The sequence below is a fragment of the Bradyrhizobium sp. T-1 genome, assembly GCF_053592855.1.
Genome location: NZ_CM132115.1, coordinates 848237 through 873420, shown reverse-complemented (window position 1 = coordinate 873420; position 25184 = coordinate 848237). Strand labels below are relative to the sequence as shown.

28 protein-coding genes and 1 tRNA gene are annotated in these 25184 nt (G+C 63.5%); 18 read left to right on the top strand and 11 right to left on the bottom strand.

What is annotated here, in order from left to right; all coding sequences use genetic code 11:
• Positions 1–282 precede the first annotated feature (282 nt).
• The 3 genes from ACWAT4_RS04165 to ACWAT4_RS04155 all read left to right on the top strand — a co-directional run bounded on the left by ACWAT4_RS04165 (position 283) and on the right by ACWAT4_RS04155 (position 2152).
• The gene (locus ACWAT4_RS04165; RefSeq protein WP_212298618.1) at positions 283–717 is read left to right on the top strand and encodes a hypothetical protein; all 435 of its coding nucleotides are present in this window, start codon (positions 283–285) and stop codon (positions 715–717) included.
• Positions 704–1894: an ImmA/IrrE family metallo-endopeptidase gene (locus ACWAT4_RS04160; RefSeq protein ID WP_449729865.1), complete on the top strand. Its 1191-nt coding sequence runs from the start codon at positions 704–706 to the stop codon at positions 1892–1894. The genes ACWAT4_RS04165 and ACWAT4_RS04160 overlap by 14 nt, the downstream gene beginning before the upstream one ends.
• Before the next feature lie 135 nt (positions 1895–2029).
• Positions 2030–2152, top strand: coding sequence for a VOC family protein (locus ACWAT4_RS04155; RefSeq protein WP_433995242.1), 123 nt, complete (start codon positions 2030–2032; stop codon positions 2150–2152).
• Positions 2153–2352: 200 nt separating this feature from the next.
• Here ACWAT4_RS04155 and ACWAT4_RS04150 read toward each other — a convergent pair whose 3' ends face one another.
• Together ACWAT4_RS04150 and ACWAT4_RS04145 are read right to left on the bottom strand one after the other, a co-directional pair.
• On the bottom strand, positions 2353–3672 hold the full coding sequence (locus tag ACWAT4_RS04150) for an aminotransferase class V-fold PLP-dependent enzyme (protein WP_449729864.1): 1320 nt from the start codon (positions 3670–3672) through the stop codon (positions 2353–2355).
• 94 nt (positions 3673–3766) lie between these two features.
• Positions 3767–3946 (bottom strand): hypothetical protein, encoded by a 180-nt coding sequence (locus ACWAT4_RS04145; RefSeq protein ID WP_449729863.1) that lies wholly within the window; start codon positions 3944–3946, stop codon positions 3767–3769.
• Positions 3947–4031: 85 nt separating this feature from the next.
• On the opposite strand from ACWAT4_RS04145, the gene ACWAT4_RS04140 reads away from it, so the two are divergent.
• Positions 4032–5129 carry a glycoside hydrolase family 3 N-terminal domain-containing protein gene (locus ACWAT4_RS04140; protein WP_449729862.1) on the top strand — a complete coding sequence of 366 codons (1098 nt, stop codon included), beginning with the start codon at positions 4032–4034 and terminating at the stop codon, positions 5127–5129.
• Positions 5130–5149: 20 nt separating this feature from the next.
• Here ACWAT4_RS04140 and ACWAT4_RS04135 read toward each other — a convergent pair whose 3' ends face one another.
• Positions 5150–5743 carry a DUF2478 domain-containing protein gene (locus tag ACWAT4_RS04135; RefSeq protein ID WP_449729861.1) on the bottom strand — a complete coding sequence of 198 codons (594 nt, stop codon included), beginning with the start codon at positions 5741–5743 and terminating at the stop codon, positions 5150–5152.
• 20 nt (positions 5744–5763) lie between these two features.
• On the bottom strand, positions 5764–6627 hold the full coding sequence (locus ACWAT4_RS04130; RefSeq protein WP_449729860.1) for a copper chaperone PCu(A)C: 864 nt from the start codon (positions 6625–6627) through the stop codon (positions 5764–5766).
• 333 nt (positions 6628–6960) lie between these two features.
• Between ACWAT4_RS04130 and ACWAT4_RS04125 the strand changes: the two genes are divergently transcribed.
• Complete coding sequence (locus tag ACWAT4_RS04125) at positions 6961–7200, top strand: hypothetical protein (RefSeq protein ID WP_212426472.1); 240 nt, start codon at positions 6961–6963, stop codon at positions 7198–7200.
• A 133-nt stretch (positions 7201–7333) separates the two neighbouring features.
• Here ACWAT4_RS04125 and ACWAT4_RS04120 read toward each other — a convergent pair whose 3' ends face one another.
• Positions 7334–7798 carry a hypothetical protein gene (locus tag ACWAT4_RS04120; RefSeq protein ID WP_449729859.1) on the bottom strand — a complete coding sequence of 155 codons (465 nt, stop codon included), beginning with the start codon at positions 7796–7798 and terminating at the stop codon, positions 7334–7336.
• 286 nt (positions 7799–8084) lie between these two features.
• The gene (locus ACWAT4_RS04115) at positions 8085–8987 is read right to left on the bottom strand and encodes a hypothetical protein (protein WP_449729858.1); all 903 of its coding nucleotides are present in this window, start codon (positions 8985–8987) and stop codon (positions 8085–8087) included.
• Between the two features lie 173 nt (positions 8988–9160).
• Between ACWAT4_RS04115 and ACWAT4_RS04110 the strand changes: the two genes are divergently transcribed.
• The gene (locus ACWAT4_RS04110) at positions 9161–9670 is read left to right on the top strand and encodes a DUF2867 domain-containing protein (RefSeq protein ID WP_212298626.1); all 510 of its coding nucleotides are present in this window, start codon (positions 9161–9163) and stop codon (positions 9668–9670) included.
• A 280-nt stretch (positions 9671–9950) separates the two neighbouring features.
• Positions 9951–10892, top strand: coding sequence for a diguanylate cyclase domain-containing protein (locus ACWAT4_RS04105; RefSeq protein WP_449729857.1), 942 nt, complete (start codon positions 9951–9953; stop codon positions 10890–10892).
• A gap of 94 nt (positions 10893–10986) precedes the next feature.
• Here the strand turns inward: ACWAT4_RS04105 and ACWAT4_RS04100 are convergent.
• Together ACWAT4_RS04100 and ACWAT4_RS04095 are read right to left on the bottom strand one after the other, a co-directional pair.
• Positions 10987–11063 (bottom strand) — tRNA-Arg (locus ACWAT4_RS04100).
• 263 nt (positions 11064–11326) lie between these two features.
• Complete coding sequence (locus ACWAT4_RS04095; protein WP_212446202.1) at positions 11327–12868, bottom strand: sensor histidine kinase; 1542 nt, start codon at positions 12866–12868, stop codon at positions 11327–11329.
• Positions 12869–13229: 361 nt separating this feature from the next.
• Between ACWAT4_RS04095 and rpmH the strand changes: the two genes are divergently transcribed.
• The 11 genes from rpmH (at position 13230) to dapE (ending at position 22791) form a co-directional block, all read left to right on the top strand.
• On the top strand, positions 13230–13364 hold the full coding sequence (gene rpmH / locus ACWAT4_RS04090) for a 50S ribosomal protein L34 (protein ID WP_008542748.1): 135 nt from the start codon (positions 13230–13232) through the stop codon (positions 13362–13364).
• Positions 13365–13392: 28 nt separating this feature from the next.
• Positions 13393–13776 carry a ribonuclease P protein component gene (rnpA, locus tag ACWAT4_RS04085; RefSeq protein ID WP_449729856.1) on the top strand — a complete coding sequence of 128 codons (384 nt, stop codon included), beginning with the start codon at positions 13393–13395 and terminating at the stop codon, positions 13774–13776.
• 16 nt (positions 13777–13792) lie between these two features.
• A complete protein-coding gene (yidC, locus tag ACWAT4_RS04080; protein ID WP_449729855.1) occupies positions 13793–15664 on the top strand; it encodes a membrane protein insertase YidC in 1872 nt (623 codons plus the stop codon).
• A 141-nt stretch (positions 15665–15805) separates the two neighbouring features.
• Positions 15806–16468 carry a ribosome biogenesis GTP-binding protein YihA/YsxC gene (gene yihA / locus ACWAT4_RS04075; RefSeq protein ID WP_449729854.1) on the top strand — a complete coding sequence of 221 codons (663 nt, stop codon included), beginning with the start codon at positions 15806–15808 and terminating at the stop codon, positions 16466–16468.
• Positions 16468–16827, top strand: coding sequence for a DUF423 domain-containing protein (locus tag ACWAT4_RS04070; RefSeq protein WP_449731161.1), 360 nt, complete (start codon positions 16468–16470; stop codon positions 16825–16827). Before yihA ends, ACWAT4_RS04070 begins: the two co-directional genes overlap by 1 nt.
• 93 nt (positions 16828–16920) lie before the next feature.
• Positions 16921–17808, top strand: a complete 888-nt coding sequence (argB, locus tag ACWAT4_RS04065; RefSeq protein ID WP_449729853.1) for an acetylglutamate kinase — start codon at positions 16921–16923, stop codon at positions 17806–17808.
• A gap of 80 nt (positions 17809–17888) precedes the next feature.
• Positions 17889–18875 (top strand): DUF1036 domain-containing protein, encoded by a 987-nt coding sequence (locus ACWAT4_RS04060; RefSeq protein WP_212426496.1) that lies wholly within the window; start codon positions 17889–17891, stop codon positions 18873–18875.
• Positions 18876–19043: 168 nt separating this feature from the next.
• Entirely contained in the window at positions 19044–19736 is a 693-nt protein-coding gene (locus tag ACWAT4_RS04055) for a pyrimidine 5'-nucleotidase (RefSeq protein ID WP_212298633.1), read from the top strand.
• A 126-nt stretch (positions 19737–19862) separates the two neighbouring features.
• Positions 19863–20708, top strand: coding sequence for a 2,3,4,5-tetrahydropyridine-2,6-dicarboxylate N-succinyltransferase (gene dapD, locus ACWAT4_RS04050; protein WP_212446205.1), 846 nt, complete (start codon positions 19863–19865; stop codon positions 20706–20708).
• A gap of 257 nt (positions 20709–20965) precedes the next feature.
• Entirely contained in the window at positions 20966–21616 is a 651-nt protein-coding gene (locus ACWAT4_RS04045) for a DUF805 domain-containing protein (RefSeq protein ID WP_212426479.1), read from the top strand.
• Positions 21613–22791, top strand: coding sequence for a succinyl-diaminopimelate desuccinylase (gene dapE / locus ACWAT4_RS04040; RefSeq protein ID WP_449729852.1), 1179 nt, complete (start codon positions 21613–21615; stop codon positions 22789–22791). Before ACWAT4_RS04045 ends, dapE begins: the two co-directional genes overlap by 4 nt.
• Positions 22792–22836: 45 nt before the next feature.
• Here dapE and truA read toward each other — a convergent pair whose 3' ends face one another.
• Genes truA through def form a run of 3 tightly spaced genes read right to left on the bottom strand, consistent with a single transcriptional unit; the run spans position 22837 to position 25046 of the window.
• A complete protein-coding gene (gene truA, locus ACWAT4_RS04035; RefSeq protein ID WP_449729851.1) occupies positions 22837–23574 on the bottom strand; it encodes a tRNA pseudouridine(38-40) synthase TruA in 738 nt (245 codons plus the stop codon).
• The gene (fmt, locus tag ACWAT4_RS04030; protein ID WP_449729850.1) at positions 23574–24509 is read right to left on the bottom strand and encodes a methionyl-tRNA formyltransferase; all 936 of its coding nucleotides are present in this window, start codon (positions 24507–24509) and stop codon (positions 23574–23576) included. Before fmt ends, truA begins: the two co-directional genes overlap by 1 nt.
• Before the next feature lie 12 nt (positions 24510–24521).
• Complete coding sequence (def, locus tag ACWAT4_RS04025) at positions 24522–25046, bottom strand: peptide deformylase (RefSeq protein WP_212303940.1); 525 nt, start codon at positions 25044–25046, stop codon at positions 24522–24524.
• Positions 25047–25184 lie beyond the last annotated feature (138 nt).

Sequence of the window (25184 nt, the reverse complement as noted above, 5' to 3'; positions counted from 1 at the left end):
ATCTGGTTGACAAAAATGCCATTTTTTCGGATAAGGTTGCCTACGGGCCGAGGCAACCAGATTCGAGGCAAACGTGGACTGCGCAGAAGCCTTTCTCAAAGATCAGATATCGGTGGCTTTGCGGTCGCATATCCCCGCGACCCTGAAAACCGCCTATGACGCGGCCGCCCTGCTCATCAAGGACGAGCCTATCCTGAATGTTAGGAGCGCACTGGATAACCGGGGCCGGATCATTCAGTGGGCAGTCGATCTGGGTTTCGAGCGCCTTTGCCAAAGCGGCCAATGGCCCTTCGATTTTCGGTGGCGCTTTTTCGTCCGACCGGACGCTATCTTGAAATCCTTCCTTCACATTCGGTCGTGACAATCAGCCAGGTTTCGGACCCGGCCAAGCAACCGCGGGATGTCGCTTTCAGAGCGAATAAACGCGTCAACGGCCAAGCGTGGTTGCGAGGTTTGCCGAAACCGGAAGAGGAGGAACCAACCGGTGGTGAGCCTCATATCCTGCTCCTTCACGGCTATCAGGATTTGAATTTTGCCCACCTCGGGCTTCCCAGAGAGGATCAACAGAAGGGCTATCACTACCGGACGTCGAACCTGATGCTGATGCCGCACGTCGTGGCGTCGCCTGAGCCGCCGCCGGAAGATACCGACATTGAAGCCGTAATCACGCTAAAGCAAGAAATCGATAAGTGGCGCAGAGACCATGGCGACGAATAAAATAGTTCAGTTTCCCGGTGCCGCCGCCCGCGCAAATATTGCCGGGCGGCTTTTGATTCCATCGAAACTCCGGGACGCTCGTAAGGTTAGGCGACTTTCGCAGGGCGATCTTGGCGATCTGATTGGCGTTACCCGTCAGGCAGTATCAGCCTATGAGCGAGGGGATAAATCGCCTGAACCTGCGACGTTCGAAAAAATCTCTGACGTTCTAGGTCAACCGGTCAATTTTTTCACGACGGCAGATGGCCCAGCCTTTGGTGCAGCTAGCGCAAAGTTTTATCGCAAATTCGGCCCCGAAACCCTGCGTCGTAATGAGGCTGCCGCAGTGCTTGGTGATTGGTTTGTGCAAACCGCAAAATACCTTGATGGGTTGGTGAATTACCCGACACCAACTTTGCCAGAGTTTGCTCCCAAAAATCCAAATGGGAGGTACGAGTTCGACGAGATAAACGAAATCGCACTCAATCTACGAAAGAGCTGGGGACTAGGCCCCGGGCCTATTTCGAACGTGCTGGCATTGCTGGAAAGCAAAGGCATCGTCGTTTGCAGATACGAGATGCAGGGCGAAAACGTTGAGGCCTTTTCGTTCTGGAACGGCGCGCGTCCGTTTATTTTTATGGCGTCTGAAAAAGAGGCCGGCGTTCGATTGCGCTACGACTTAGCCCACGAACTTGGGCACTTGATCCTTCATCGATGGATTGAGCAATCAGATCTAGAGAACAAGGCGACCTTAAAGGCGGTTGAAAGCGAGGCAGACAAATTCGCCGGAGCGTTTCTGTTGCCAAGCAATTCTTTCCCAAATGAGGTCTACACGACACGCCTTGATGCGTTTGTCCCGTTGAAGGAGCGCTGGAAGGTTTCAATTCAAGCAATGGTCTACCGATGTCGAGACCTTGATCTGATTGATGGCGATCAGGCGCTGAACCTCTACAAGCAGATTTCTTTCCGGCGGTGGCGCAAGAAAGAACCTCTAGACGACCCACGCAAGATACCGATTGAGCAACCTCGGTTGTTGCGTCGGGCAGTCGAACTCGTTCTTGAGCACGGGAGGAAGCATCCAGAAGAAATTCTGAACGAGTTGGCTTTGAGCGCCGATTGGATTGAGACGTTCTGCGCATTGCCGCAAGGCACCCTGCGACGCGCTGGCCCTCCTATTTTTGAGCCAACTCTCAAGTAGCTGAAATTTATGCTTAACGCTAAGCATAAAAGAAGTTCAGATATCGGGCATGAACAAATTGCCCTTGGAAACCCGCGTTCAAGTCCTATCCATGCTCTGCGAGGGACGGATGATTTCGCGCGCGATCATGAGCGCATGATCGCCGCCGGCGTGCGTTTCATCGAGGCGCCACGGCATGAGGCCTATGGCGTCGTGGCGGTTTTCGAGGATCTCTGCGGCAACCGCTGGGACCTGATCCAATCCATCAAGCGCAGTTGACGCACGCCGCGCCTGCCTCCCCTCACCCCTGGACCATCGCATTTGAACATTCACAAGAGGTCGTCCTGCCCGGGCTTGTCCCGGGCATTCACGTTCATTGTGCTGTGTGACAAGGCGTGGATGGCCGGGACAAGCCCGGCCATGACGCCGCGGGGCTGTCGGTCCCCCCAGCGCGCACCCATAAGCGATTGCGCCGCCACTCACCCCGTCTTCGTCCCGGTGACGACGGCGAGCGCCTCGACGAGGCGGTCGAGATCGGCCTCGTCGGTGAAGAGGGCCGGCGTTACGCGGATGCATTGGCCCTTGGCGACACCGGCCCGGCGCACCGTCATGATCTTGTGGCTGTCGCGGAGCTTCGCGACGATCGCCTCGTTGTCGGCCTTGCTGGTCTTGCCGGCGAGGCGGAAGGACGTGATCGCGCCATAGGAGCCTGTCTCATCTGGCGTCAGGATCTCGAGGTCCTTGAAGCCGCGGGCGCGGCTCACCCAATAGTCGCGCAAATATCGCAGGCGGGCCTGCTTGGCCGCGGCGCCGACCTGCTGATGCAGCGCAAGCGCCGTGGGCACCGTCAACACCGTGGCGAAATTGACCGTGCCGGTGTGAACCCGCGAGCGGATATCGGTCTCGGCAAAGTCCTCGTCCCCCATGTCGCGGTCGATGGCCGCGAGGCGGTCCTTCCTGATGTAGAGGAAGCCCACGCCCAGCGGCGCACCGATCCATTTGTGCAAATTGAAGCCGACGAAATCGGACTCGAGCTCATTGACGCGGAAGTCGATCTGTCCCCAGGAATGCGCGGCATCGACGATGGTGTCGATGCCCTTGGCCCTCGCCATGCGCGCGATCTCTGCGACCGGCATGACGAGGCCGGTGCGGTGGCTGACATGGGTCAGCAGGAGCAGTCGCGTCTTCGGGTTCGCCTCGATGGCGCGGGCATAGGCGTCCAGCACGGCCTGGCGGCTGGCCGGCTCCGGCACGTCGAACTTGACCACATCGACGCCGCGGCGCGCCTTCAGCGCGTTCATCGCATACTGCATCGAATCATAGTCGAGGTCGGCATAGAGCACGCCGTCGCCGGGCTTCAGCCTGTTGTAGCCGCCGATGAGGAGCTGCAACGCTTCGGTCGCGCCGCGGGTGAGCGCGATCTCGTCGGGCGCAGCGCCGACCGCCTCCGCCACTTTTACGCGCACAGCCTCGAAGTCGGCGCCCGCGCGCTGTCGCGCGTAAAACGTGTTCTGATAATTGATCATGTCGGACTGGCGGATGAACTCCCGCCTCACGGGCTCGGGCATGATGCCCCAATAGCCGTTCTCGAAATTGACGACGTCAGGCGTCACGGCATAGAGCCCCTTCACGGCGGCCCAATAGGACTTGTCCGTGGCGATGGCGGCGGCCGAACCGGTCGGCGCCGCCGGGAGGCTTTCGGCGGCAAACGCCGGTGCTGCAAACGGGGCTACCGCTCCGGCCACAAGACCCTTCAGGAGCGACCGGCGGCCGGACGACATTGTCTCAGTCAGATGCATTTCAATCTCCACGATGCGCGGCGAAGGGAGCAGCGATCAGTAGAGCGGGAATGACGGGACGATGACAGTAAGATGATCGGCACGCCGCCGGGGCTCATGCAGCAAAGGACGCCCCCAACCGCCTCGATGCGGAATGGCGGAAGAAGGCGCAGGCCTGGGTGACGGTCGGCAAATGATCTGTCGCGCCCGCAGCAACGGCCCGCCACAGCGACCGGATTTTGACGATTGATTCCGTTGAGGAAATTTGAAATATTACGATGACGAAGCGGGCCACGCGACGGCTCGAGCAGGGGCTGATTGTTCGCGTTGCGTCCAGCTCCATCTCACTCAACCGAAACGATCTGTGGCGGCACTGGCGGATGAGCGATTCCCTTCTTGCAACGGTCGGCGACCATTTCTTCCTCGGGCTTCGGCCGACCAGCGTCCTCGACGACCGCGATCGCGCGCTGCTGCGCGATCTCAAGCCGGCGGGCGTCATCCTCTACAAGAGCAATTTTCGTCACGATCTGCCCTATCGGGACTGGCTGGCGATCCACCGGGACCTGATCGCCGCGATCCGCGATGCCTCGCAGCGCGACAAGCAGTTCATCGCCATCGATCATGAAGGCGGCCGCGTGTGCCGCACGCCGCCGCCGATCACGCGCTTTTCCTATGCGGCGCGCTGGGCCGGAACCGCGGAGCAGGTCGGCGACGCCATGGGCGTCGAGCTCGCCTCGCTCGGCTGCAACCTGAATTTTGCGCCGGTGCTCGACATTCACAGCAACCCCGCCAATCCCGTGATCGGCGAGCGTGCCTTTGGCCGCACGGCCGACGACGTCATCAAGTCGATGCTTCCGTTCACCAGGGCGATGGAGCGCCAGGGCGTGCGGGCCTGCGGCAAGCACTTTCCGGGGCACGGCGACACGCAGGTGGATTCGCATCACGAACTGCCGGTGCTCGATCTCGACCTCGACCAGATCAAAGCGCGCGAGCTAAAGCCGTTTGCCGCCGCAATCGAGAGCGGCATCGGGATGATGATGACGTCCCACATTCTCTACAGGAAGCTCGACCCCAACGATCCCGTCACGCTGTCGCGCGCGATCACGCAAGGGCTGTTGCGCGAGGCGATGGATTTCCGCGGCGTGATCGTGTCCGACGACGTCGGCATGCGCGCGATGGCGGGCCGGCTGGACGCGCCGGATTCCGGCGCGCGCTTCATGGCGGCCGGCAACGACATGCTGATGATCTGCTCGCATCTGACCGACACCGAACGCGCCCGCTTCCTCGCCCGATCGATCATCGACGGCGTCGATTCCGGCAGGCTCGATCCGGCCGTGCTGGCGGCATCGCGCCAGCGCGTTCACGCGATGCTGGACAGCACCGCGCAAAACGAGGTCGTGGAGCTGCCCGCCGAGGTGCTCGCCCGCCATCGTAGCGCCGGCACCCAGTTCGAGGCGACGACCGTCGAAGTCGTGTAGGGCCGGCACGGCCACATCCATCAGCAAGACAGGACGTTCGTCGACGCCGGCGCCGTTGAGCGGCGTATCCCCTGCGCCCATCGTTCGACCTCGGCGAGGTCGGCGCCAAGCTCGGTTGCGAGATCGCCGGCAAAACTGCGCCATGCCGGCAGATTGCCCTGGGGCACACCGATCACGACCACGATGTTCCGCTCGATGGCTGCGGCAATGAGATCGAGCAGTCCTTCTCCCTCGCACTCGGCCTTGCCGAACTTGTTGAGAACCAGGACGTCCGGTGATGCCTCGAGACTCTTTTCGATGCGGACCGCGACGTCCGCGAGGGCTCCCTCGTCGAGCCGGCAGCCGGCGGCGCCCGCGCCGCGATCTTCGAAGATCGGCGTCCGGCGACCGGTGGCAAGGTCCTCGAGCACCACGTCGCAGCGCCGCTCCGGTGTTGCGTCGATGACGTGCTGCAGCACGCCGGCCAGCGAGAGCCCGCGTCCTCGGCAGGCCGCCACGAGCGCCGCGAACGTGGCAGCGGGATACTGGTTCTGGGGATAGACGAGTGCGGTCAGCAGCGACGCTCGCTGGTTGGCCGGCTCGGAACTGGGAACGGAGAGCGAAACAGGCATCATGTGGTTTCCAAAAGTCTGCATTACTCGATGAGGATCGGCGCGGCGATATCGATGCGGTCGTCTTTCTTCATGTCGATGCCGAACGCCAGCGACCACTTCCCGCTTGCCGCGGTCGTCATGCTGACGCGCCATTTGTCGGCTGCGATCCGCGTCGCGGATGCGGTCACTGGCGCGATGTTCTTGTCGGGATTGGCCAACGTCACCGACAGCGCATCGACGGTCAGCGGCTGTTCATCACCGTCGTAGAGCTGAACCGAAACCTCCACAGGACCGGTCCGACCGGGCGTGACGGTCACATCGGCCATCACGCGCGTGCCGCAGATATGCGTGAAGAAGGGTTCGTCGGTCGATGGAGCAGCGTTCGTCTTCTGCGCCGGAGGCAATGCCGGCGACGCGGCTTCGGTCGAGGCGATCTGGAGCCTGGGGCCCTTGGCGCCGACACTGCCGACATCAAAGGTGGTTTCGATCTTTCCCGAACGCTGAAAGTTCAACGTGACCGGGATCCGCTGCCCCTCCTCGAAGGGCGCGGTCAGCCCGATGAACATGATGTGGTTGCCACCCGGCGCGAGCGTGACGATCTCGTCCGGCGGAATCGTCAGACCCTGCTCGAGCGGACGCATCGTCATGATGCCATCCTGCATCGTCATCTGATGGACCTCGACGCTGGTGGCGGCCGGGCTGGCGGCGGACAGAAGACGGTCGGCCGCGGCGCCGCGATTCTCGATGGTGAGGTAGCCGCCCGCAACCTTCGCGCCCTTCGGCGTGGCGCGGCTCCAGGCCTGACTGACGACGATGTCGGCATGATCGGCGAGTGTCGGCGCGGAGCCGATGAACGCCAAAGCAGCCGCAAGGACCACGGCGATGCTTCCAAACTTCTCGAACATGACGATCTCCGTCTCAGAGGAACGAGAGCCGCGACCGGGCGTCCCCGGCGCGATGTGCAGCGCCCTGGACGACGTTGCCGCTCGACACTCCCTACGCCGTGACGATCGACAGCTCTTTGTCTGGACACAAACTACGGCGCCATTCGCCCGTGGGCTTGATCTCCGACAAAGATTCCGCCGCACGCAGCGACCATTGTTGCGATGTGAGGCCACCGGAGAGCCTTACCCATTCGTTAACCGGCATCTCCCGTGTTTTTCCGGCTGGGAACATCACCGAATTGCGTTTCGGTGCCCATGAACGAAGCTTGTGAATGCGACCGGCAGGAGAGACCGATGATCAGGGCGATCGAGTTGTTTCGGATGAAGGCCGACGAGTGCGAGCGGCGCGCGAAGCGCACCCTTGATAAATCAGAGCAAGCCGAATTGGTGGATATGTCCGCCGAGCTTCACTGGCTGTCCGGAGAAGCCGCACGGCTGCAGAGCCGGATCACGCAACTCGAAGCGTGCGAGACATCCATCACCGATCGCCGGATCGCGCCGGCTTCCGCAGCCCCGGAAGCGCCAGTCCTCTGAACCGCGATGGTGCGTGCCGGACCGAACCGCGCCTCGAAGAACCACAAATGTGCGCTCGTCCCCGACCGGCAACGCGCAACGGCAGCCGGGAACTACTGTGACGGTCCGGTGCTGTCACCGTAACTCAGGCGGTTCACTGGATGGGATCAATCAGGTCCCCTCGCAGGGTGCATGACGCATTTATGGTGCTTGCATTCGTGAAGGTGCTGACCACGACGAACGGAAATCTGGATTGTCCGACGAGCCAATCCGCTTGGGACTCGACGCTCGTCGTAAAGGTTCCCCCGGTGACTTGCGCCTGCGGCATTGGCAAGGCCAAAAATCGCTGGATGGGCGCACCGTGAAATTGCGTGGCGATCTCCAAAACAGCCTGCTGCGCGGCGACCGAGCCGCCGAAGACACAGTTGATTTTCCTGATCATCAACAGCTTGTCCGCCGGCGTCTGGCTGAAATACACGTTGCAGGTGCTCGCGAAGCACGAACCCGACGACGCAGTCTCATCGTAATAGGTGCCATATGTAAGCGGCGCCGCGGAAGAATTGACCGCCGGCACAAGGGTGAAGCCAGCGAGCGCGATCAACAAAGCACGTCCTTTCATTCCAACCTCCAAATCGATTTTCAATGGCAGGGGTTGGTCGTTCTGCGGTGCAGCCGGTTCAATGCAACGAGTCCAGCGATCCAAAAGAATTCACGAGGCTATTGAACGGCCGTCGGGCGCAACGGGCTGCCGCAGCCGCGACGAAACCATTTTCCTGAGGGTACGAAACCGTCCTGAAACAGCGGAGTCGTTCTCCTGGCCGCAATCAGATCGAGACGCGCACGGGCTTTCATGCCTGCAAGATGTGGCAAGCCGCAGCTCTCGCCGGCAATGTCACGCGGCGTCGTTACAGCTTTCCATAGACTCGCGCGGCAACCGCCTTCAGGTGCACGACCGAACCAGACTCAGGATGCGGCTTGACCGGCGCGAACAGGATCGAAGCCTGCCTGCCGTTCTTCCAGACAAAGACGTTGACGGCGTTGCCGTTGCCCTTGGTGCAGGAGTGCTCGCCGAATGCTTCACTGCCGAGCTCGGGTATCGCCACATGCTGGCACGGGCCCGGGCGCTTCATCATGCTGATGACCGTGGCGCGCGAGATCGCGATCACCGCGACGGTCATGGTGTTGGCCTCGCGGTCGAACATCATGCAGCTGCCGGCGCCGGTCCGCTGGAGCGTCAGCGTGCTCTTGTCGAGAAAACCGTCGGCATCCGCAGCCGTGAGCCATTCGCAATCGCCAAACCGCTCGCTGCTCTTGCCTACATTCCCGATGGCGGCGCGCGCGGCTTCGGTGACCGGTCCGAGCAGTGCGTCGTCGGCACGCCGGCCGATCGGATAGACGCTGATCTGCAGAATGTAGTCGCCGGACAGGGCGACGACCGAGGCCTCCTGGCGCTCTGCGCCGGCGGCGCTCGTTCCGCCCTGACCTTCGTCGCCGATCCCGGACACCGCGTTGAGCGGCATGCGCTCGCCAAGAGTCTTGACGAAGGTCGCGTACAATTCCCTGGCGCGGTCCTTGTCGGGATTGCGGAAGACGGACAGCATCATCGTGTCGCCGCGCCCGCCCTGATAGATGCAGCCGCGGCCGTCCTGATTTGAGATCAGAGACCATTTGAGCGCCGGCATCGCACCGGCGAGTTGCTGGGCGCTGATGAACGGGCAGGTTTCGGCCGCGTGCACGGGAGGCACCGGGACGACTGCAATTACGAGCAACACAGCGAGGCAGGAGAACAGGCGATCGATCATGCGCATTGGAAAATTGACTATCACTATTGGCGCGCCGCGACCGGCGAAGATGACAGTCCTGCTTCGCCGTGGCGCTATGACACCGGAGCCTATCACATGCTAAAGAATATGCGGCCCCGCTCGATCTAGCGCTGCGGCTCGGGCGGTGGCAATCCCGGCGCGCTCAATGGACAACGTGCATGTTCAAAGCCCACGCGGTACCCGTGCCGTCCGACAGCCTGCTGGCGCCGCGTTATGCGGGCGCGGATCTGCTGGATGCGTTCGCGGTTCACCTGCCGGCGGGAGCGAATGACGATCTCGAAGCGCTGGCGCGCGCCGGGTTCGAGCGGCCGGCGTGGTGGATTCGCGCGCTGACGCGACTGCGCGATGCGATGATGGCGACGGTCGGCGTCAAATCGTCTCGCGCGATCGGTGCTGCTGCGGCGGCGCGGGGGCCGGTGATCGGCTTCTTTCCCCTGCTGTCGAGGAGTGCGGACGAGTTGGTGGTGGGCGCGGACGACCGGCATCTCGACTTCCGGGCCGCCATCCTGCTGCGCCCGGGCACGGCGGGCGGCCGGGAGCTCGTCGTGGTGACGGTGGTGCATTGCCATAACCGGCTGGGGCGGACCTACCTGGCGGTGATCGCGCCGTTCCACCGCGTGATTGCGCGGGCGAACTTGGAGCAGGCGGCAAGGGCGATGGAGGGCTAGATCGCGTCGCAGGTGACACTCCTGCGCACGCTCTCGTCGCAGCGTCCGGCACAAAAGCGGCAGCGCCCTTCAGAACAACGCCGCGAACGCATATGCCATTGAAGTGACTATATGATTCTGGACAAGGCGCTTGTCGTTCTGGGCGGACTTCAACCTGGCGGCAGTCGCCGCTGCGGTCCGTTCAGCCGCCGGATGCAGGCCGGCATACAGGGTTCGTTAACGCAGCAGCCCTAGCTTTTGGGGGCCTGGGCCAAATCACCCAAATGCTGCCGGATCGTCGATGAGAGAAGATCATGCTGCCTCGACTTTGTCGGACGAGGTTCGCGTACGACTCTATGATCAGGCTCTGAATGCCGCACGCATCGGCGCTTGGGAATGCGAACTCGAGACGGAGCGCCTGAGCTGGACCCAGGGCGTCTACGACATCTTCGGCTATCCAGTGAGCAACCCGCTGCGCCGCACGAGCATCGTTGATCTCTACATCGACGAATCCCGGCGCAGCATGGAGCTCGCTCGTGCCGAGGTCATCCGGAGCGGTCGCCCGGTCACGCTCGATGCCGAGATCAGAACCTGGCGCGGTGAGGCGCGCTGGATGCGCCTTTCGATCAACGCGTTGCGGGAGGGCGGAAGGCCGGTTCGGATCTTCGGCTCCAAACAGGACATCACCTCCGACCGACAGGCGCTCGAGAGCCTGCGACAGCAAGCCGAAACCGATCCGCTGACCGGGCTCGCCAATCGCGCAAAATTTCAGGCCCATTACCGCGAGGTCGTCAACGACAGCCTGAATCATGGCTCCGCGTCGGCACTCGTCCTGCTCGACCTCGATGGCTTCAAGGAGCTCAACGATAGATTCGGCCATCTGGCCGGAGACGCCTGCCTATGCGAGGTCGCGCAGCGTTTGCTGCGCGCCTTCCACGATGCCGGCTTGGTCTGCCGGCTCGGTGGCGACGAATTCGCGATCATCCTGCGCGCTCCGACCAACCCTGCGCGAATCGGGCACGTGTTGCAGCAGACCGTGATGATGTTGAGCCGCCCGCTTTTCTGGAACGGTCTTCGCCTAGGAGTCAGCGCCTCGATCGGCGCTGCTCTGATTGGCCGCCCGCACCGCCGGCGGATCGTCGAATTGTTCGCGGAAGCCGACATCGCGCTCTATGACGCCAAGGCCGCCGGCCGCAACCGGGTCCGTCTCATCGGCGACGAAGGGCAAAGCCAGGCGGCTTAGAATAGATTGCGCAGACCACTGGACGAGCATGGCTCGCGTGCGCCCCATCCGTCGATGGTTCAGTCCGCAGCTTTGTTGTGCAACGGGGGAAAACTGGCGCGCCCGGAACGATTCGAACGTCCGACCCTCAGATTCGTAGTCTGATGCTCTATCCAGCTGAGCTACGGGCGCGTTTTTCGCAAACAGCGCGGGCGTGGCCCGCAAGCAGCCCCCGGCAAAACCGGAGGGGGTGCGAAAGAGCGCTCTGACTAACCGCTCTTGGTTCGGTTGGCAAGGTCCGGGATGGGGAGATTTTGCACGGAGATGACGGTCTCTCCCCCGTCATTCCGGGGCTCGCAAAGCGAGAACCCGGAATCTCGCGCCAAAACCTCTGGATTCCGGGTTCGGCGCGCAACGCCGCCCCGGAATGACGGGCAGCTCGGCCTTTGGCCGAGTTACGCCCGCTGCCGCTCGTTGCGGATGGAGAGGAGTTCCACGGGGCGGTCGGGGATGACGATCCGGAAGGTGGCGCCGATGGTGCCCTCGACCAGATGGATGTCGCCGCCATGGGCACGGACGAGCTCGGCCGCGATGGCGAGGCCCAGCCCGCTGCCGCCGGGGCGGCCGGAGGTCTGGAACGCCTCGAACAGATGCTCCCGGGTCTTCTGGGGCACGCCGGGGCCGGTATCGGAGACCTCGAGGATGGCGACCGCCCCCTCGCGCTTTCCGGTGATCCGGATCTGCTGCGGGCCGCCGTCGCCGGAGGCATGGCTCTCCAGCGCCTGCGCGGCGTTCCGCACGAGGTTAAGGAGCACGCGGAACAGCTGATCGGGGTCGGCATCGACCGAAAGCCCGCGCTCGATCGCGGCGACCCAGGCGATCGAGACGTCGTTGGCAAGACCCGCGGTCTCGCGCACCTCCAGGACGACCGGCTCGATCAGCATCATGCGGCGGTCCGGCGCAGCCTCCTGGGCACGGCCGTAGGACAGCGTCGACTGGCAGAAGGCGATGGCGCGCTCGAGCGAGCGCACCAGCTTCGGCGCAAAGCGCTGCACTCGCGGATCGGGCACGCTGGCGAGCTGATCCGACAGCAACTGCGCCGAGGCCAGCAGATTGCGCAAATCATGGTTGATCTTGGAGACGGCAAGGCCGAGCGCGGCGAGCCGGCTCTTCTGATTCAGCATCGACATCAGGTCGCGCTGCATGTCGGACAATTCGCGCTCGGCCACGCCGATTTCGTCGCTGCGCTGGCTCGGCACGATGATCCGCGCCGAGCTTTCGGGGTTTTCGTGGAAGCCGACCAGGCTCGCAGTCAGCCGCCGCATCGGCCGGACAAAGAGATAATGGAGCGCGAGATAGACGAGGCCGGCGGTCAAAACGCCGATGATCAGCGCGACCACCACGACGTTGCGGGAGAAGCGGTACATCGACTGCCGCAGCGGCAATTCGTCGGTCACGATCTCGACGAACTGGGCGTTGCCGACGCCGGGGCCGACGATGCGGATCGGCTGGTTGCCGGTCTCCAGCATCATCTGGAACGAGCCGGTGATGGCCTGCCACACCGTCATGTCGCGCAAATCGACATCGTGCTCGATCGTGGCAGGCAGATTGTCGCTGGCGAGAAGACGGCGCTGCTGGCCCATCTTGATCGCGACCGCGCGCGCATTGATGCTCTTCAGGATCTCGCGCGACAGCGAATCGGGCACCATGCCGAGCGGCGCCGCATCGAGCACCAGCGCCGCCGTGTTGGCCGCCGCGACACGGTCGTTGAGCCGGTTGACCCAGAAGTTGGCGATGGCGGGCACATAGAGCAGGACGGCCGCGATCATCACCAGGGGGACCGTCAGCAGCAGCAGCTTGCCGGACAGGCCGAGCCCTCCCGGCCCGCGCGTCCGGGTCGCCGGCTGGTCCAAATCGCGATCCAGCGCCTGATCCAAGACCTGACCCAGGTCCTGATCCGCGTTCTGGGTCGGCTGCTGGAGGTCCGTCGCTGCCACGAAATTCGCCCCTGCTGCCTTCTGGTAGAGCTTGGCTCTTGGAGGATGCGACCCGCCCCTGGGGGTGGTCAAATTACGGATCGCTAATCTGCCGAGGTGGGATGTAAGCGCTGATTTCGCTATCCGCCACCTCAAGGGTTAAAAACCCCAAGGAAACAGCGATATTCACCGGAACTGGGCGGTCTTGCGGCGTTGACGAAAACAAGGCGCTCGCTTATAAGCCGCGCAAATTGTCCGCGATGACCCGGTGCGACACCGGGAGCGGCTCTTCTGGGGCCGGAAATGGCTCATTTGGGGCCGCATCTTCCGGACTTTACCATCAATTCTACAGGCAAATTGCCCGGTCAGCGGAGAAAAACCCGTGAAGCGGACTTATCAACCCAGCAAACTGGTGCGCAAGCGCCGTCACGGTTTCCGTGCTCGTCTCGCCACTGCCGGCGGCCGCAAGGTCCTCGCCGCCCGCCGCGCCCGCGGCCGCAAGCGTCTGAGCGCCTGAGCCGGACCCCCTTTTCCGGGATTTCATCATGGATCGGCTGAGGCAGCGAGCGGATTTCCTCGCCGTTGCCAATGGCGCGCGGGCGAATAGTCCCGCGTTCGTCCTGCAAAGCCGTCGCCGCGACGACGCTGGCCCGATCCGGATAGGCTTCACCGTTACCAAAAAGAACGGCAACGCCCCCGAGCGCAATCGCATCCGGCGCCGGCTTCGCGAATTGGTGAAGCGGCTCGATCCGGTATCGATGCAACCCCATCATGATTACGTGCTGGTCGGCCGCAGGGACGCGCTTTCGCGCGACTTCGCGACCATGCTCGACGATCTGCGCATAGCGTTCACGAAGCCCGCGCGGCATACGGCTCCCAAGGGACGCGGGCCAAAGCCCGCACCCGCCGCCAGCCGCAAACCGGATTGATGACGAGACCATAGTGATGACTGACAATCGCAATACCATCCTCGCCGTCATTCTATCCGGCCTGGTGCTGATCGCCTGGCAGTACTTCTACAATGTCCCGGCGATGGAGAAGCAGCGCGCCCAGCAGCAGGCGCAGGCCGAGCTCCAGAAGGCCAATCCACAGCCGACCGCGTCCGCGACGCCGGGCGCCACGCCGCAACCCGGCGCGACTGCGCCGACCACCGTGCCGGGCGCAAACCAGCAGGCCCAGGCGGTCGTTACTCGCGACGCCGCGATTGCAGCCTCGCCGCGCGTGAAGATCGATACGCCGCGCCTTGCCGGCAGCATCGCACTGAAGGGCGGCCGCATCGACGACCTCGCGCTGGTGCAGTACCGCGAGACTGTCGATTCGAAGTCGCCGCCGATCATCCTTTATTCGCCCTCAGGCACCGCAGAGCCCTATTACGCCGAGTTCGGCTGGGTGGGGACGGGCAAACTGCCCAACGAGACCACGATGTGGCAGCAGGAGGGCTCTAACAGCCTTACTCCGACGACGCCCGTGATGCTGAAGTACGAAAACGGGGAAGGTCTTTCCTTTCGTCGAACCATCTCGGTCGACGAGCGCTATCTCTTTTCGGTGAAGGACGAGGTCAATAACGTCGGCAACGCTCCGGTCACGCTCTATCCCTATGCGTTGATGTCGCGCGGTGGCAAGCCACCGGTTTCCGGGTACGCGATCCTGCACGAAGGCTTCATCGGCTATCTCGGCGACGAGAAGCTGCAAGAGCTCACCTACAAGAACATTGATGACGGCAAGGTGCTGCCCGGAACGACGTCGAAGGGATATTCGTTCGAGGGCGTCACCAATGCGTGGCTCGGCATCACCGACAAGTACTGGGCATCGGCGCTCCTGCCGGACACGAATCAGAAGTTGCTCAACGCGCATTTCTCAGTAAACGGCGCGGACAAGCGCTACCAGGCGGATTACATGCTGCCGGGGCAAACGATCAACATCGGCGGCTCCGGCACGGCCAACGCACGCCTGTTCGCCGGCGCCAAGGAAGCCGGCGTCGTCGGCATCAACTTCCCCCTGGCAGGTCTTGGCGGCTACAACAGTGCGCTGGAGCTAAATCATTTCGACCTGCTGATCGACTGGGGGCACTTCTACTTCATCACCAAGCCAATGTTCCTGGCGCTGGACTTCTTCTATCACTTGGTGGGCAATTTCGGCATCTCGATCCTGCTCGTCACGGTGATCGTGAAGCTGTTGTTCTTCCCCTTAGCGAACAAGTCCTACGCCTCGATGGCGAAGATGAAGTCGGTCCAGCCGCAGCTTCAGGCGCTGAAGGAACGCTATCCCGACGACAAGGTGAAGCAGCAGCAGGAGATGATGGAGATCTACCGCAAGGAGAAGATCAATCCGGTCGCCGGCTGTCTTCCCGTGGTGATCCAGATCCCGGTGTTCTTCTCGCTCTACAAGGTGCTGTTCGTCACCATCGAGATGCGGCACGCGCCGTTCTTCGGCTGGATCAAGGACCTCTCGGCGCCCGATCCGACCAACCTGTTCACGCTGTTCGGCCTCATTCCGTTCGACCCTATTGCGATCTTCGGACCTCACATCGGATCCTACCTGATGCTCGGCATCTGGCCGATCATCATGGGCATCACGATGTGGTTCCAGATGAAGCTGAACCCGACGCCGCCGGATCCGACGCAGCAGATGATCTTCAACTGGATGCCGCTGATCTTCACCTTCATGCTGGGGGGCTTCCCGGCGGGTCTCGTGATCTACTGGGCCTGGAACAACACGCTCTCGGTGCTCCAGCAAAGCTTCATCATGCGCCGCAACGGCGTGAAGGTGGAGCTGTTCGATAATCTCAAGGCGACGTTCGCGAGGAAGGCGACGTAGCTCTCCGACACTGCCAGGCGAACGGCCTCCACATCGTCATGCCCGGGCTTGTCCCGGGCATCCACGTTTGGGAGGGTCTCCGGCGGACAGGCGTGGATGGCCGGGACGAGCCCGGCCATGACGAGAGGATAGACCAGTCGGATGAACGACAAGACCGACGACAAAGATGCGAAGCTGATCGAGGCCGGGCGAAAGCTGTTCGCCCGCGACTGGCAGTTCATCTGGGCATCGCCCTCGATCCAGACACTGCCGCCGATGGCGGGGCTGGAGATTGCCTTTGCCGGGCGCTCCAATGTCGGCAAGTCCAGCCTGATCAACGCGCTTACCGGCCGTAACGCGCTGGCGCGGACCTCTCATACGCCGGGCCGCACCCAGGAGCTGATCTTCTTCGAGGTTCCGGGCAAGACCGACCTCCGCCTCGTCGACATGCCCGGCTATGGCTATGCCAAGGCGCCGAAGAGCCAGGTCGCATCCTGGACCGAGCTGATTCACACATTCCTGCTCGGACGCGCCTCGCTCGCGCGCGTCTACGTGCTGATCGACGCGCGGCATGGGCTGAAGGACGTCGATCTCGAAGTCCTCAAGACGCTCGACCGCTCCGCAGTCAGCTACCAGATCGTGCTGACCAAGGCCGACCAGGTGAAGGCCACCGCGCTGCAGTCCTGCATCGCCGAGACGGAAGCTGCGCTCGCGAAACATCCGGCCGCATTCCCGAACGTGATCGCGACCTCGTCGCGCTCATCGACCGGCATGGCCGAACTGCGCGCCGCCATGGCCAAGCTGCTGGAAGAGCGTAGCGCGTGATGGCGCGCCTGCTGATCGCCCTCGCCGGCCTGATGGGCGCCGCCGGCGTTGCGCTGGCGGCCGCCTCCGCCCACGGCGCTGATGCCAGCCGGCTTGCCTCCGCGAGCGCCATGCTGCTGTTTCATGCAACTGCCATATTGGCCTCCGTCGCCCTGCTCGCGCGCGGGCTTCTGCATGGCGGAATTGGCCTGATCGCCGCACTCGGCTTCGCGATCGGCGCCGCGCTGTTCGCGGGCGACCTCACCTTGCGGCAATATGCCGGGCATTCGCTGTTTCCGTTCGCGGCACCGACGGGCGGAACGGTGATGATTTTGGGCTGGCTGGCGGTGACGTTGGCCGCGGTGGTGGCGAAACGCTGATCCGTAGTGGCAGCATGCCAGCCACACTTTGCGCCTCGCCCGCCAATCAGATAGAACGCTGGCCGCGTTAGTCCCGCCAGCGAGATCCGCCTCATGACCGAAATCTCTCCGCTCGACCAGGCCCGCATCCTGTCCGAAGCGCTGCCGCACATGCAGCAATACGACGAAGAAACCATCGTCATCAAATATGGCGGCCATGCCATGGGCGACGAGGAGACCGCGAAGAATTTTGCCCGCGACATCGTGCTCTTGGAGCAGACCGCGATCAATCCTGTCGTGGTGCATGGCGGTGGGCCGCAGATCGCGACCATGCTCAAGCGCCTCGGCATCGTCTCGGAATTCGCAGCTGGTCTGCGTATCACCGACGCCGCGACCATCGAAGTTGTTGAGATGGTGCTCGCCGGCTCCGTCAACAAGCAGATCGTCGGCTACATCAATGATGCCGGCGGCAAGGCTGTCGGTCTCTGCGGCAAGGACGGCAATATGGTGAAGGCGTCGAAGACGACGCGCACCATGGTCGATCCGGACTCGCATATCGAGAAGGTGGTCGATCTCGGCTTCGTCGGCGACCCCGAAAAGGTCGATCTCACGCTGCTCAACCAGCTGATCGGCTACGAGCTGATCCCGGTGCTGGCGCCGCTTGCCACTTCGCATGACGGCCAGACGCTGAACGTCAACGGCGACACCTTTGCGGGAGCGATCGCGGGCGCGCTGAAAGCCAAGCGCCTGCTTTTGCTCACCGACGTGCCGGGCGTGCTCGACAAGTCGAAGAAGCTCATCCCCGAGATGTCGATCAAGGACGCTCGCAAGCTGATCGCCGACGGCACCATTTCGGGCGGCATGATCCCGAAGGTCGAGACCTGCATCTACGCGCTCGAGCAGGGGGTCGAGGGTGTCGTCATCATCGACGGCAAGATGCAGCACGCGGTGCTGCTCGAGCTCTTCACCAACACGGGCACGGGCACGCTGATCCACAAGTGAGAAGCGAGAAGACGAGAGGCGCCGTCATGGCCGGGCTGAGAGTTCAGAGGCACCGCCGCTCGACCCTGACGCGCTTCCTGATGACGCTGCCCGCCGCAGCCGTCTCGTTCGTCTTCTCCTCGGCGCCCGCCTTCGCGGATCTCAAGATCTGCAATCGCATGTCCTATGTCGTCGAGGCCGCGATCGGCATCGACGACAAGGCCGCGACCGCGACGCGGGGCTGGTTCAGGATCGATCCCGCCACCTGCCGCGTGGTGGTGCAGGGCACGCTCACCGCCGACCGCATCCTGCTCAATGCCCGCGCGCTCGGCGTCTATGGTGCGTCCCCGATCCCGCAGAACGGCAGCGACATGTTGTGCGTGGCGCAGGACAATTTCGTCATCGCAGCGGCGCGGCAGTGCCGCAGCGGTCAGACCCAGGCTCCCTTCACCCAGATCACGCCGACGCAGGGCGATGACGGCAATCTCGTCGCCTATCTCGCCGAAGATTCCGAATACGACGACGAGCAGGCCCGGCTCGCCGGCATCCAGCGGCTCCTGGTGATCGCCGGCTATGACATCGGCGCGATCGACGGTGTCGACGGACCGAAGACGCAAGCCGCACTCGCCGCATTCCTGAAAAGCCGCGGGCTGTCCTCCGACGTGGTCTCATCGCCCAACCTCTTCAAGACCATGGTCGATGCGGCGCAGACGCCGTCCCCGAGTGGGCTGACCTGGTGCAACGACACGCCGCACAAGGTGATGGCGGCGGTCGCGACCGACGACGGCAAATCGGTGACCAGCCGCGGCTGGTACCGCATCGATCCCAAGACCTGTCTGCATCCCGATGTCGCCGGCCAACCCAGGCAGATCTTCAGCTTCGCTGAAGCCGTCGACAGCGACAACCGCGCCATCAAGCTGAAGGACAAGCCGCTGAACTGGGGCGGCGACAAGCAGCTCTGCACCCGCGAGACCAAGTTCGAAACCAATGAGCAGACCGATTGCGGCGCGCGCGGCTTCGCCGCGACGGGTTTTGGTGTGGTGGACATGTCGAGCGGCGGCAAGACGCTGCGCTTTGCCGTGCCGTGATGGGTGTGACGACTGCGGCGCTACACCCTCCGCCGTCGTCCTGGCGAAAGCCAGGACCCATTACCACAGGGTCCGGTTTGGCGAAGAACGATGACCAGTGTGCCTCATTGATGGGCCGCGGAGTATGGGTCCTGGCTTTCGCCAGGACGACGAGTTGAGAGAACTGTGATGAACCCACCCCGCGCCTTCACCCACGTCGACACCTGGGTGTTCGATCTCGACAACACGCTCTATCCGCATCACGTCAATCTGTGGCAGCAGGTCGATGCCAAAATCGGCGAGTTCGTGTGCAACTGGCTGAACGTGGGCCCGGAGGAAGCGCGCAAGATCCAGAAGGACTATTATCAGCGCTTCGGCACCACCATGCGCGGCATGATGACCCTGCATGGCGTGCGCGCCGACGATTACCTCGCCTACGTGCACAGGATCGACCATTCGCCGCTGGAGCCGAACCCGGCGCTGGGCGCAGCCATCGCAAAGCTGCCGGGGCGCAAGCTGATCCTGACCAACGGCTCGGTCGACCATGTCGATGCGGTGCTGGCGCGGCTTGGCCTCGCCACGCATTTCGACGGCGTCTTCGACATCATCGCCGCCGAATTCGAACCCAAGCCGGCGGCGCAGACCTACCGGAAATTCCTCGATCTGCACGCGGTCGACCCGGCCAAATCAGCCATGTTCGAGGACCTCGCCCGTAACCTCACCGTCCCGCATGAACTCGGCATGACTACCGTGCTGGTGGTGCCTGACGGCACCAGGGAAGTGGTGCGCGAGGATTGGGAACTTGAAGGGCGCGATGCCGCCCATGTCGACCACGTCACGGATGATCTCGCGGGGTTTTTGGCCAGGCTGTCGCCCAAATAATCGCTGTCATGCCGGCGCGCTTCGCGCGCCCCGGGACGACGACCGAGTATGCCTTGACTCCGTCCCCCCAAATCCCGAAAAAGCGCCTCAATCCGTCAAAATTCCCGTTCCAAAGAGGAAATCCCGATGTCCCTGTCCGCCCTGGAATCCACCATCAACAGCGCCTTCGACGCCCGCGAAGGCATCTCGACCTCGACCAAGGGCGAGGTCCGCGAGGCCGTGAACCAGTCGCTGGAGATTCTGGACAAGGGCGAGGCGCGCGTTGCCGAACGCGGCACCGATGGCAAGTGGAAGGTCAATCAGTGGCTGAAGAAGGCCGTGCTGCTCTCCTTCCGCCTCAACGACATGGACGTCATTCCCGGCGGCCCGGGCCAGGCGAACTGGTGGGACAAGGTGCCCTCGAAGTTCGAAGGCTGGGGCCCGAACCGTTTTCGCGACGCCGGTTTTCGCGCGGTGCCCGGTGCGGTGGTGCGCCGCTCGGCCTTCATCGCCAAGAACGTCGTGCTGATGCCGTCCTTCGTCAACCTCGGCGCTTACGTCGATGAGAGCACGATGGTCGACACCTGGGCGACCGTCGGCTCCTGCGCACAGATCGGCAAGCGCGTGCATATCTCCGGCGGCGCCGGCATCGGCGGCGTGCTCGAGCCGCTGCAGGCCGAGCCCGTGATCATCGAGGACGACTGCTTCATCGGCGCGCGCTCCGAGGTCGCCGAGGGCGTGATCGTCCGCAAGGGCGCCGTGCTGTCGATGGGCGTGTTCCTGGGCGCCTCGACCAAGATCGTCGATCGCGAGACCGGCGAGATCTTCATGGGCGAGGTGCCCGAATATGCGGTGGTGGTGCCCGGCGCGCTGCCCGGCAAGCCCATGAAGAACGGCCAGATCGGCCCGAGCACCGCCTGCGCCGTGATCGTCAAGCGCGTCGACGAGCGCACGCGCTCCAAGACCAGCATCAACGAGTTGCTGCGGGATTGATGCTCTCTCCTCTCCCCGTTCCTACGGGGCCGCGACGAGCTTCGCTCACGCTGAGAGGGTTGGGGTGAGAGGCCTCTCTCCACGGATGAGGTGGCCATAGGACCTGTACCCCCTCACCCGGATTGCATCTTCGATGCAATCCGACCTCTCCCCGCAAGCGGGGCGAGGTAGCGACCGCGCCAGCCACCCTCATCGAACCCCCTCTCCATCCATCGCGACCAACAACCGGGCGGCTCCTTCCGCCCGGAGCCTCGGCCATGGACTGGAGCTGGTATCTCTTTCGCTTCGACGGCCGCATCAACCGCGCCCTGTTGTGGCAGGCGCTGCTGATCGTCGCGCTGCTGGCGGGCTTGCTGGAGGTCGTCGGTCAGGTCGTGCGGGCCGTCGAAGGCGGCACATCCCTCGCCCTCAGGTTCGGCTTCGACATCGACTTTGATTTCGCCCTCGACGACGTCTTCAGCGCTGTCGATCCCCGGACTTACCGTTCGCTGGCCTCGACCGATCGTGCGACCCTGATCCTCAAGGCGTTCGGCACGGCGCTGTTCTTCTGGATCTTCCTCGCGACCGCGATCAAGCGGCTGCACGATCGGGACAGGAGCGGCTGGTGGATCGTTCCCTTCGTCTTCGTCCCCCGACTGCTGTTTCACTTCTCGGACCTGCTTCCGACCTCCAACTGGTTCGTTCCGTTCAACTGGGCAATTGACGCGCTGTGGCTGTGGGGCCTTGTCGAACTGTTCATTGTGCCCGGCACTTCGGGCCACAACCGGTTCGGTCCCGATCCGCTCGCCAAGGCCGAAGAGAGCCCTGCCGCATCGCTTGCGCAAGACTGGGACCAGAGCCGGGAGATCGAAATTGTCCCGCCCAGCGCTAGCCCACCCGGCGGCATGCATGTTAAGCGGGGCGCATGACCGATGCCCTTTCCATTGCCCGCGACCTCATCCGCTGCCCCTCGGTAACCCCGGCCGATGCCGGTGCGCTCGGGGTGCTTGAAACAGCACTCAATGCCGCCGGCTTCACCTGCCACCGCGTGACCTTCAGCGAGGAAGGCACCGCCGACGTCGACAACCTCTATGCGCGGATCGGCACCGACGGGCCGCACATCACCTTTGCCGGCCACACCGACGTGGTGCCGCCCGGCGACGAGAGCGCCTGGAGCGTCGGCGCGTTTTCCGGCGAGGTGAAGGACGGCTTTCTGCACGGCCGCGGCGCGGTCGACATGAAGGGCGGTATCGCCTGCTCGGTCGCCGCAGTGCTGGAGCATCTCGCCGCGAACGGCGGCAAGCCGCGCGCCGACGGCCAAAAATCGGGCTCGGGCTCGATCTCGTTCCTGATCACCGGCGATGAGGAAGACGTCTCCATCAACGGCACCATCAAGCTGTTGAAGTGGGCCGCGGAGCGCGGCGAAAAATTCGATCATTGCGTGCTGGGCGAGCCTTCCAACGTCGAGACGCTCGGCGACACCATCAAGGTCGGCCGCCGCGGCTCGCAATCGGGCACGCTTTATGTCGACGGCGTGCAGGGCCACGTCGCCTATCCGCACCGCGCCGCCAATCCGGTGCCGGATATTTCGCGCCTGATCGTGGCCATCAGCGACGAGCCGCTCGACCATGGCAGCGCGCAATTCCAGGCCTCCAATCTCGAATTCACCTCGGTCGATGTCGGCAACAAGGCGAGCAACGTCATCCCCGGCGAGGCCCGCGCCAAGTTCAACATCCGCTACAACGACAACCATACGCAGGCATCCTTGCGCGAGCTGGTCGAGACGCGCCTCGCCAAGGCCTGCGGCAACCGCATCAAGGCCCGCATCGTCTGGGAGCCCTCGAACTCCAACGTGTTCGTGACCAAGCCCGGTCCGTTCACCGATCTCGCGGTGTCCGCGATCGAGGAAGTCACGGGACGCAAGCCGGAGCTGTCGACGTCAGGCGGCACCTCGGATGCGCGCTTCATTTCCAACTATTGCCCGGTGATCGAGTTCGGCCTGGTCGGGCAGACCATGCACCAGGTCAACGAGCGCGTGCCGGTTAAGGACCTGGAGAAGCTGACGCAGGTGTATCGCGGGATTTTGACGCGGTATTTTGGGTAGGCTTTTCTCCCTCGCCCCGTTCTTACGGGGAGAGGCGAAGAAGGGTCAATAATCCACCTTCATCAGATACAGGCCTTCCGGCGGCGCGACGATGCCGCAGGCGGCGCGGTTGCGCGCCGCAAGCGCTGCGGAGAGATCGTCGGCGGTCCAGCGGCCTTCGCCGACCCAGACCAGTGATCCCACCATCGAGCGCACCTGGCTGTGCAGGAACGAGCGCGCCGAGGTGACGATGATGATCTCGCGGCCGTCGCGCATCACATCGAGTTGGTCGAGCGTCTTCTCCGGCGATTTGGCCTGGCACTCGGTGTCGCGAAAGGTCGTGAAATCGTGCTTGCCGAGCAGGCGTTGGGCTGCCGCATGCATCGCGTCGGCATCGAGCTTCCGCGGCACGCGCCAGGCATGGCCGACGTCGAGCGCGAGATTGGCGCGGGTGTTGACGACGCGATAGCGATAGTGGCGTTTCACCGCCGAGAAGCGCGCCTCGAACGTATCGGGCACAATGTCGGCTTCGAGCACCGCAATCGGATGCGGACGCAGATGCGCATTCAAGCCGTCGCGAAAACGGCCCTGCGGAAACTGCTTCTCGATGTCGACATGCGCGACCTGGCCGCGCGCGTGCACGCCGGCATCGGTGCGGCCGGCGCCATGCACCCGCAGATCCGCGCCGGTCATCGCCTTTACGGCCGCTTCCAGCGCGCCCTGCACCGAGGGCAGCGTGTCCTGCACCTGCCAGCCGAAGAACGGCGCGCCGTCATATTCGATGGTGAGCTTGTAGCGCGGCATCAGGAGAGCCGCATCGGCGGCTCGACCTTCACGCCGCGCAAAAAGTCTGCCGCTTGCATCCGACCTTTGCCTTCACGCTGAAGCTCGAGGATGCGGATGGCGCCCTCGCCGCAGGCGATGGCCAGCTGGTTGTCGAGCACCTCGCCCGGCGCGCCAGACCCCTTGGCAAGCTCGCAGCGCAGAATCTTGATGCGCGCATTTTCCGTCACGCCGGCAAGCTCAGCCCAGGCGCCGGGGAACGGCGACAGGCCGTGGATGTGGCGCAGCACCGCGTGCGCGGGCTTGCTCCAATCGATCCGCGCCTCGGCCTTGTCGATCTTGGCGGCGTAAGTGACGCCGTCCTCGCTTTGCTTCTTGAGCTGGAGCCCGCCACGATCGAGCGCGGCCATCGCGCGCACCATCAGATCGGCGCCGAGGCGGGAGAGCCGATCGTGCAGATCGACCGCGGTCATGCTGTCTGATATCGCAAGACGCTCGGCCATGGCGACGTCGCCGGTGTCGAGGCCGACATCCATCTTCATCACCATCACGCCGCTCTCGGCATCGCCGGCCATGATCGCGCGGTTGATGGGAGCGGCGCCACGCCAGCGCGGCAAGAGCGAAGCATGCAGATTGTAACAGCCGAGCTTCGGCGCATCGAGAATCGCTTGCGGCAGGATCATGCCGTAGGCCACGACGACGGCGGCATCGGCCTCAAACGCCCCGAACTCGTCGAGCGCTTCCTGCGTCTTCAACGTCTTTGGCGTCAGCACGGGCACGCCGAGTTTTCGCGCGGCTTCCTCCACCGGGGTCGGCTGCAATTGCAGCCCGCGCCGCCCGCCCGGCTTCGGCGCGCGGGTATAGACGGCCACGATCTCGTGGCCGTGCGCGACCAGCTCGAGCAGTGTCGGCACGGAGAAATCGGGCGTGCCCATGAAGATGAGGCGGAGGGGCATCGACGGAGAACCTTACTCCGCGCGCTTGGCGGCTTTCTCGAACTTCTTGATCACGCGATCGCGCTTGAGCTTCGACAGGTAGTCGACGAACAGCACGCCGTTGAGATGGTCGATCTCGTGCTGGATGCAGGTGGCGTAGAGGCCTTCGGCGTCCTCCTCGTGCACCTTGCCGTCCAGATCGGTGAAGCGAACCCGCACCTTCGCCGGGCGCTCGACCTCCTCGTAATATTCGGGGATCGACAGGCAGCCTTCCTCGTAGACCGACTTATCCTCGGAAAACGCGAGGATCTCCGGGTTGATGAAGACGCGCGGCTCCGGCTTGGTTTCGCCGTCCTGGTTGGGCTTGGCGAGATCCATGGTGATCAGCCGCAGCGGCTGCGCGATCTGGATCGCAGCGAGGCCGATGCCCGGCGCATCGTACATGGTCTCGAACATGTCGTCGGCAAGCTTGCGGATCTCCGGCGTGACCTTCTCGATCGGCTTGGAGACCAGACGCAGCTGCTTGTCGGGCAGGATGATGATTTCTCTGAGGGCCATGGCGGGCGATTTAAGCTGCGCGCGACAAGCGGTCAATGCGGCCGGGAACGCGTTAACGGTCTGCTAACCATAAAACTTCAGCTTTCGTTAACCAAAAATATTAACGGGCCATTCACCCGAAATGTTCGCTATTCGTTC